Origin of the sequence: Nocardia sp. NPDC004604 (assembly GCF_040609795.1) — a bacterium.
GTDB lineage: Bacteria > Actinomycetota > Actinomycetes > Mycobacteriales > Mycobacteriaceae > Nocardia.
Genome location: NZ_JBEXLC010000228.1, coordinates 1 through 9602 on the forward strand (window position 1 = coordinate 1; position 9602 = coordinate 9602).

At 69.8% G+C, this 9602-nt stretch carries 2 protein-coding genes; both read right to left on the minus strand.

Translation table 11 applies throughout. The features are described from left to right. On the minus strand, positions 1–5333 hold a 5333-nt coding region (locus ABZW16_RS41375; RefSeq protein WP_354961621.1), incomplete at its 3' end, for an SDR family NAD(P)-dependent oxidoreductase. Positions 5334–5348: 15 nt separating this feature from the next. After that, positions 5349–9602 (minus strand): type I polyketide synthase (locus tag ABZW16_RS41380; protein WP_354961622.1); only part of this gene is annotated, 4254 nt, incomplete at its 5' end.

Sequence of the window (9602 nt, forward strand, 5' to 3'; positions counted from 1 at the left end):
AGTCGTTGTTGTGGGTCCATTGCTAGTGCTTCGCGGGGTGAGATGCCGAATAGTGCGGGATCGAACTCGGCTGCGTTGTAGAGGAATCCGCCCTCGCGGGTTGCTGAGGCACCCGGCGCATCCGGATCGTAGATCCGCGCCACGTCCCACCCGCGGTCGGTGGGAAAGGCCGTGACCGCGTCCTCGCCGGAGATCAGCAGCCGCCACATCTGATCCGGCGTGTCGATGCCGCCGGGATAGCGGGCCCCGATGCCGACGATGACGATCGGATCGTGACCGCTCGCGGTGCCGACCACCGGCGCCGCCTCGGCCTCGGCCGCGCCGAACAGCTCGGTCCGCAGGTGCTCGACCAGGGCGGCCGCGTTCGGGTGGTCGAAGACCAGGGTCGCCGGAAGACGCAGCTCGGTCAGCGCGTTCAACCGATTGCGGAACTCGACCGAGGTGAGCGAGTCGAAACCGAGATCGCTGAAGGCCCGCCCCGCCGCCACGGCCTGCGGATCGGCGTGCCCGAGCACGGCCGCGACCTCACCGCGGACGAGCGCGAGCAGCGCGGCGTCCCGATCCGCCGCCGCCATCGGACGCAGCCGCGCCCGCAAGGACTCCGTGCCCCGCGCCCCGGTACGGCGCGGCAGCCTCGGCACGAGCGCGCGCAGCAGCGTGGGCACCGACCCCGCGTCGGCCGCGACCGCGTGGGCGTCCAGGTGCATCGCGACGACGACACGAGCCTCGCCCGCCGCGGCGTCGAACAGCCGCACACCCTCCTCATCACCCAGCGGCCGCACACCCCGCCGCACGCCGGTTTTCGCTGTCATGCCGGTGGTCCATGGTCCCCAGGCGATGCTGGTGGTGGGGTGTCCGGTGGTGGTGCGGTGGTGGGCGAGGGCGTCGAGGTAGGCGTTGGCGGCGGCGTAGTTGGCTTGGCCGGGTGAGCCGAGTGTTGCTGCGGCGGAGGAGAAGAGGATGAATGTGGTGATGTTGTGGTTGTGGGTGAGGTGGTGTAGGTGCCAGGCTGCGGTGGCTTTTGGTGTGAACACGTGGTGTAGGTGTTCGGGTGTTTGGTTGGTGAGGACGGCGTCGTCGATGGTGCCTGCGCAGTGGATGATGGCGAGTGGCCGGTCGGTGGGTATTGCGTCCAGTGTGGTGGCGAGTTGCTCGGCGTCGGTGAGATCGCAGACGACCGAGGTCACCCGCGCCCCCGCATCCGTCAGATCATCCAGGAGTTCCGCCGGGATCGGACGGCGCGCGGTCAGCATCAGGTCGCGCGCGCCGTGCGTGTGCACGAGGTGCCGGGCGACGAGACCGCCGAGCGCGCCGGTCGCCCCGGTGATCAGCACCGTGCTCGCCGCCCAGTCGGGGCCCGCGGTCGTGTCCGGTGTCGCCCGGACCAACCGCGGGACGTGCACCTCGCCGCCTCGGATGGCGAGCTGCGTCTCGTCCGCCGCCACGGCGGCGGTGGCCGCGGCGCGCCACGACGAGTCGAGATCGTCGACGTCGACCAGCACGAATCGGTCCGGGTGCTCGGACTGTGCCGACCTCGTCAGCCCCCACACCGCCGCGTTCGCCAGCGCCACCGCGATATCGGGCGCACTGTCTTCGTCGAGCAGCCGCGAACCCGTGGTGACGACGGCGAGCCGGGCAGTCGCGGAACGCTCGTCGGACAACCAGCTCTTTAGTGCCGAGAGTGCCTGTGCCGCAGCTATTTCGGCATCAGCAGATGGGCGGAGCGGCAGGAAGACCAAATCCGGCGCCGTGTCCGGCCGCTGCTGCGCGAGTCGCACCCAGGAAGTCCGGAACAGCGAACGAGCGACCCGCCCGGATCCCGGTGCGTGCGGCAGCGGACGCAGCGTGAGCCGGGCGACCTCCAGCACGGGCCGTCCCGAGGGGTCGGCGATCAGCAGCGCTACCGCGTCTCCGGCTGTGCGGGAGATCCGCACCCGCAGCCGCCGGGCCCCGACCCTGTGCGCGACAACGCCGCTCCATGCGAACGGCACCGAGGACGCGTCCGCGGTGCCGAGGAATGGGCCGAGCCCGAGCGGGTGCAGCGCGGAATCCAGCAGCGCCGGGTGCACGGCGAGCCCGGCCGCCTGCGTGGCGTCATCGAGTTCGACCTCGGCGAAAACGACGCCGTCGCGGATCCAAGCACGTTGCAGCCCTTGGAATGTGGGCCCATAGCGCAGCGCGGACTCCTCGGCGTAGCGGGCCGCGGTGTCCAGCGGTGTGGCGTCGTCCGGCGGCCACACGGTGAGGTCTTCGTCGACGGAACCCGAATGCGTTGCGGCAAGCCGACCTTCGGCATGCCGAGTCCACGGCTCGTCGGGGGCCGCGTCGTCGGCGCGGGAGAAGATGGTCACGGCTCGCCCGCCGCCGTCCGGCTCGCCCACCAGGACCTGGAGGTGAACGGCGGTGTCGGCGGGCAGGACCAGCGGCGCACCGAGGGTGAGCTCGGCGAGGACGGGATGGTGTGCGTGCTGGGCGGCCTGCAGCGCGAGTTCGACGAATGCGGTGCCGGGCAGCAGGATCTCGCCGTGCACGGTGTGTTCGGCGAGCCACGGCTGCGCGGCCAGGGACAGCGTGCCTGTGAGGAGCATCCGGTCGCCGTCTGCGAGCCCGATCACGGTGTCCAGGAACGGATGGCCCGACGCGCCGGTGGGCTCGGGGGATTCGAGCCAATAGCGCTTGTGCTGGAACGGGAAGGTCGGCAGCGGAGTATGCCGGGCACCAGTGTGAGCGAAGTAGCTGTGCCAGTTCGGATTTACGCCGTTTACCGTTAGCCGCGCGAGGGCGGTGGTGATGGCGTCGATTTCGGGTCTGTCGTGGCGGAGTGAGGGGATTGCCGTATCGGCGAGATGGGCGGTCAGTGCCGCGTTCGGTCCGATTTCGAGTTGGGTCAGGTCGGTGATGTGGGTGAGTGCGTCGCTGAAGCGAACGGTGTTGCGGGCGTGGCGGATCCAGTGGCCGGTGTCGGTGAGGGTGGTGTGGTCGACCGGTTCTCCGGTGACGGTGGAGACGATCGGGATCGCCGGAGCAGCGAACGAGAGGCCTTCGAGAACCCGATGGAATTGATCGAGGATGGGGTCCATCAGCGGTGAGTGAAAGGCGTGGGAAACCTTGAGCCAGGTGACCCGATGTCCGTCGAGTCCGGCGGCGATTTCGGTGAGTGCGGTGTGGTCTCCGGACAGCACAACGGCTTCGGGACCGTTGATCGCGGCGACACCGACCCTGTCTTCGTATCCCCGCAAAAGAGTGCGTATTTCGTCTTCGGTGATATTGCAGGCGACCATCGCGCCACCCTCGGGCAGCGACTGCATAAGCCTGCCACGGTGAGCTATCAGGGTCGCCGCATCGCGCAGGGTGAGAACTCCCGCGATATGCGCGGCGGTGATCTCACCGATGGAGTGCCCGGTGACGACGCTGGGCGTGATACCCCAGGATTCCCAGAGCCGGTAAAGCGCCACCTGCAGCGCGAACAGCGCCGGTTGAGCGAATTGGGTCCGGTCGAGAAGTTCGGCGTCGGCGCCGAACGCCACATCCCGAAGCGGTTGGGGGAGTAAAGAATCCAGCTCCGCACAGACGACGTCGAACGCCTCGGCGTAGACAGGATAGGTGTCGTAGAGCTCGCGCCCCATGCCGAGCCGCTGGGTCCCCTGCCCGGCGAACACCATGGCAACGCCGCCGTCGGCGGCCGCACCGGTGACGACCGCCGGGTGCGGGGATCCACCGGCCAGCGCGGCCAAGGCCAGCCGCCGCTCATCGATGTCGCCCGCCAGCACGACGGCACGCGCCTCGAACGCGGCCCGGGTGGTCGCCAGCGAGTAGCCGATGTCGAGCGGGGAGGCGTCGGCTCCGACGTGGTCCGCGAGTCGCGCGGCCTGGGCGCGCAGCGCGACCTCGTCGCGGGCCGACAGCACCCACGGCACCATCGCGGGTTCGTCGCCCCGGCCCGTAGCGATCTCGGATTCCGGTGCCTGTTCGAGGATCACGTGCGCGTTCGTCCCGCTGAAACCGAACGACGAGACCGCCGCGCGGCGCGTCCCCTCCCGCTCGGCCCAGGCGACCGGTTCGGTCAGCAGCGAGATCGCGCCCGAGTCCCAGTCGACCTCGGTGCTCGGTGCGTCGATGTGCAGGGTGCGGGGCAGCACCCCGTGCCGCATCGCCATGATCATCTTGATCATCCCCGCCACACCCGCGGCCGCCTGCGTGTGGCCGATATTGGATTTCACCGAGCCGAGCCACAGCGGCCGATCCCGGTCCTGCCCGTAGGTGGCCAGCAGCGCCTGCGCTTCGATGGGATCACCGAGCCGGGTGCCCGTCCCGTGCGCTTCGACCGCGTCGACCTGGTCCGGGCGTAACCCCGCGTCGATGAGGGCATCTCGGACAACGCGCTGCTGCGACGGCCCGTTCGGCGCGGTGAGACCGTTGGAACGGCCGTCCTGGTTCACCGCGGTGCCGCGCACCACGGCCAGGATCGGATGCCCGTTGCGCTGGGCGTCCGACAGCCGTTCGACGAGCAGCATGCCCGCGCCCTCGGCCCAGCCCGTGCCGTCGGCGGCGTCGGCGAACGCCTTGCACCGCCCGTCCGAGGCCAGCCCCTGCTGCCTGCTGAAGTCGATGAACGGGCCCGGGCTCGCCATCACGGTCACGCCGCCGACCAGCGCCAGCGAACACTCCGAACGCCGCAGGGCCTGACCCGCCAGGTGCAAGGCCACCAACGACGAGGAACAGGCGGTGTCGATGGTGATCGCCGGACCCTCCACCCCGAGCGTGTAAGCGAGCCGGCCCGAGGCGATGCTGCCGGAATTGCCGGTGCCGAGGTACCCCTCGACGACCTCCGGAATCCGGGCCAGGCGCGAGGTGTAGTCGTGGTACATGATGCCGACGAAAACGCCGGTGCGGCTGCCCCGCAGCGCATCCGGCGCGATGCGGGCGCGCTCGACCGCCTCCCAGGTGGTCTCGAGCAGCAGCCGCTGCTGCGGATCCATTGCCAGCGCCTCACGGGGCGAGATGCCGAAGAACGCCGCGTCGAATTCGGCCGCGTCGTACAGGAATCCACCTTGCAGCGTGTCGCTGCTGCCCGCGGCACCGGTGTGCGCGGCGCGCAGCCCGTCGATGTCCCATCCCCGGTCCCGGGGAAACTCCCCGATCGCGTCCTGTTCGTCGACGACCAGCTGCCACAACTGTTCCGGTGTCGTCACGCCGCCTGGATACCGGCACGCCATGCCAACCACGGCGAGCGGCTCGCGCTCGCTCTGTTCCGCGGCGCGCAACCGCTGCCTGGTGTCACGCAGCTCGGTGGTGAGCCGCTTGAGGTACTGAAGTGTCTTGTCCTCGTTCACGTCACGCCACTCTCGTCAGGGCAAGCCCAGCTCGTCGTCGATGATGTCGAACATGTCTTCCAGATCCGCGGCCGTCAGCTCGGTGCCGTCGGCGCTGTCTCCGGTCGCGGGCTTCTCCCAGAAGCTGAGCAGCGAACGGAGCCGGTGGTGCACCCGTGCCGCGTGCTGCTGGCCGACTTGGGCGAGATGTGTCTCCAGCCGGTCGATTTCGGCGAAGATCGCCTCGGGCGCCGACGGTGCGCCGGACACCAGCCTGGCCAGCAGTTGGTCCCGCAGCGCCGCGGGTGTCGGGTGGTCGAAGATCACCGTCGCGGGCAGCCGCAGGCCGGTGGCCGCGTCGAGCGCACCGCGCAGTTCGACGCCCATGACCGAGTCGAAGCCGAGTTCGGTGAACGGCCGGTCCATCGAGATCGACTCGGCCGCACCGTGTCCGAGTACGGCGGCGGTGCGGACGCGCACCAGCTGCGCGATCCGGTCCCGCTGTTCGTTCGCCGACAGATCGCGCAGGGCGTCTGCCAGAGACTGCTGGGGTACGGATGGTGCAATCGTCGCGCGCGCCGTCCGCCGCACCAGATCGCTTAGCACGGCGGGCAGTTGGCCGTCGTCGGCGCGGCGGCGAAGCGCTGCCCGGTGCAACGGCAGCGCAACCATCATCGGCCCGCGGGCCGTGATCGCCGCGTCGAACAGGGCCGGTCCCGTCTTCTCGTCGATCGCGGTGAGGCCTGTTGCGGCCAGCCTGCTGAGGTCCGCCTCGCCGGTTTTCGCTGTCATGCCGGTGGTCCATGGTCCCCAGGCGATGCTGGTGGTGGGGTGTCCGGTGGTGGTGCGGTGGTGGGCGAGGGCGTCGAGGTAGGCGTTGGCGGCGGCGTAGTTGGCTTGGCCGGGTGAGCCGAGTGTTGCTGCGGCGGAGGAGAAGAGGATGAATGTGGTGATGTTGTGGTTGTGGGTGAGGTGGTGTAGGTGCCAGGCTGCGGTGGCTTTTGGTGTGAACACGTGGTGTAGGTGTTCGGGTGTTTGGTTGGTGAGGACGGCGTCGTCGATGGTGCCTGCGCAGTGGATGATGGCGAGTGGCCGGTCGGTGGGTATTGCGTCCAGTGCGGTGGCGAGTTGCTCGGCGTCGGTGAGATCGCAGGCTATCTGCGTGACCTCGGCACCGGCCGGTTCCGGTGCGTCGCCGTGGCGGCTGAGCAACACCAGCTCGCGTACCCCGGCCGTGTGAACCAGGTGGCGCGCGACGACCGCGCCGAGCGCACCGGCGGCGCCGGTGATCAGGACCGTGCTCGAACTCCAATCCGGGGCGGCAGCCGACGCGGGGGACGCGGGAACGAGTCGGGGGACGTGGATCTCGCCGCGCCGCAACGCGAATTGCGGCTCGTCACAAGACAATGCGTACGGCAAGGCCTGCCAGGATCGCTCGTCGTCGTCGAGATCCACCAGCACCACCCGGCCCGGCCGCTCCGCCTGTGCGGTGCGCACCAAGCCCCACACGGTCGCGCCCGCCGGAGCGGGATCGGTGTCCACCGCGACTGCACGGGCGGTCACGACCACGAGCGTGCGTTCGTCGTCGAACGACCGCAGCGTGTCCAGTACCCGAGCGGCGGTCGCTATCGCGTCCTCGGGGGCGAGGCTGTCGTCGTTGCGCACCAGCAGCAGGGCGTGCGTGGCGTCGCGCGGCCTATCCTCGCCGAGCACGGTGAAAGTCTTTGCCGTATCCGGGGTTTCCCGTGGCAACCACGCCTGCTCGAACAGCGACTGCCGACCGGTGAGCTGCTCGCCCGCGATCTTACGCATGGTCAGGCGCTCGACCTGGGCTATCGGACGGCCCGTGCCATCGGCGACGCGCAGCGTGATCGCGTCCTCGCCGCTCGGCGACAGCACGGCCCGCAGGAACGTCGCCCCGGTGGCGAACAGTGTCACGCCTGCCCACGAGAACGGCAGCCGCGCTGTGCCGTCCGCGCCGAACATCCGGTCGACCCCGACACCGTGCAGTACCGAGTCCAGCAGAGCGGGATGCAGGCCGAAGCCGATGCGCTGATCGTCGTCCGCGGGCAGCGTTACCTCGACCGCGATGTCTTCGCCGGATCGCCAGGCTGCCCGCAAGCCCTGGAAGATCGGACCGTAATCCAGTCCCGCGGTGGCGAACTCGGCGTAGACGTCTGCGGTGGCCAATGCGGTGGCGTCGGACGGTGGCCAGGCGTCGAGGGACCACGACGGCTCGGGGGCAGGCCCGTCGCCGATGACGCCGACCGCGTGCAACTGCCAGGTGGTGTCCTGGTCGAACCGGGAGTGGACGGTCACGGCGCGCCGGGCGTCCGCGCCCGGTTCCGCCACCGTCACCTGGAGCTCGGCGACGCTGTCCGCGGGGAGTGCCAACGGAGTCTCCAGTGTCAGCTCCTCGAAGCCGCGCTGCCCCACCAGATGTGCGGCGTGCAGGACGAGTTCGACGAACGCGGTGCCGGGGAAGACGACCGCACCGGCGATGACGTGGTCGGCCAGCCACGGATGGGTGGCCGTGGACAGTCGACCGGTGAGCAGTATTCCGCTGCTCTGTGCCAGTTCCAGGTTCGAGGTGAGCAGCGGATGCCCGGCATCGGGGGTGCGGCGGGCCGAGGTTCCGGGCCAGTAGCGAGTGCGCTGGAATGAATAGGTGGGCAAGGGAACCCGGCGCGCGCCGGTGCCGGAGAAGAACTGCTGCCAGTCCGGGCGGAGGCCGCAGGCGACGAGCCGGGCCAGCGCGGTGCGGATCGCCTCCGGTTCGGCCTGGTTGGGGTGCAGCGACGGGATCGCCGTGCCGGGAATATGCGTCGTGAGCGCTGCGCCGGGGCCGATTTCGAGATGGGCCGATGCGGTGATATACCTTAGCGCCTCGGCGAAGCGCACGGTGTCCCGGGCGTGCCGGACCCAATAGCCGGGCGCGGCAAGGGTGCTGGCGTCGACCGGCTCGCCGGTCACGGTGGAGACGAACGGTAGCACCGGTGCGGAGAACGTCAGCCGCGCGACCGTGTTCGCGAACTCGGCGAGGATCGGGTCCATCAGCGGTGAGTGGAAGGCGTGCGAAACGCGCAACCAGGTGCTGCGATGCCCTGGTAGCCGCTCGACGATCGCCGTGAGCGCGGCGCGATCACCGGACAGGACAACGGAATTCGGGCCGTTGACGGCGGCGATGCCGACCACTTCCGCGAAACCGGCCAGGTGCGGGCGGATCTCGTGTTCGGTGCTGTCGACGGCGACCATCGCGCCACCCTCGGGCAGTGCCTGCATGAGCCTGCCGCGGGCGGTGACCAGCGCGGCGGCATCGGCGAGGTCGAATACCCCGGCGACGTGGGCCGCGGCGATCTCGCCGATGGAGTGGCCGACTACCACGGTGGGCCGCACGCCCAAGCTTTCCCACAGCCGATAGAGCGCGACCTGCACGGCGAACAGGGCCGGTTGGGTGTACTGCGTGCGGTCGAGCAGCGCGTCGTCGGCACCGAAGACCACCTCGCGCAGCGGATGGGCGAGCTCGATTGCGGCGCACGCGGAATCGAAGGCCTCGGCATAGACGGGGTAGGTGTCGTAGAGCTCGCGGCCCATGCCGAGGCGTTGGCTGCCCTGACCGGAGAACACCATCGCCAAGCCGTTGTCGGCGCCTCGACCGGTGAACACCCCGGGGGAAATCTCGCCGTCGGCCACGGCGGTGAGCGCCCGTCGGCGTTCGTCGAGGTCGTGGCCGACGATGACCGCGCGGTGGTCGAGCGTGGCGCGGCTGGTGGCGAGCGAATAGGCGATGTCGGTGCTCGAGCTGTCCGCCGTCAGGTGCTCGGCCAGTCGTGCCGCCTGCGCACGCAACGCCGCCTCGTCCCGCCCGGAGATCACCCACGGCACCGCAATGAGATCCGCTGCCGGAGCGCCTGGTTCGGTGGTCGGTGGCTGTTCGAGAATGAGGTGGGCGTTGGTGCCGCTGACGCCGAACGCGGACACCGCGGCGCGGCGCGGCCGATCGTGTGCGGGCCAGGGTTGCTCGGTGGTGAGGATTCGGACGTTGTCGGTGGTCCAGTCGACTTCGGTGGTGGGTTGGTCGATATGCAGTGTGCGCGGCAAGATTTCGTGGCGCATGGCCATGATCATTTTGATGATGCCCGCTGCACCGGCGGCGGCTTGGGTGTGGCCGATGTTGGATTTCACCGATCCCAGCCAGAGCGGTTGGTTGCGGTCCTGTCCGTAGGTGGCTAGGAGTGCTTGGGCTTCGATGGGGTCGCCGAGTCGGGTGCCGGTGCCGTGGGCTTCGAC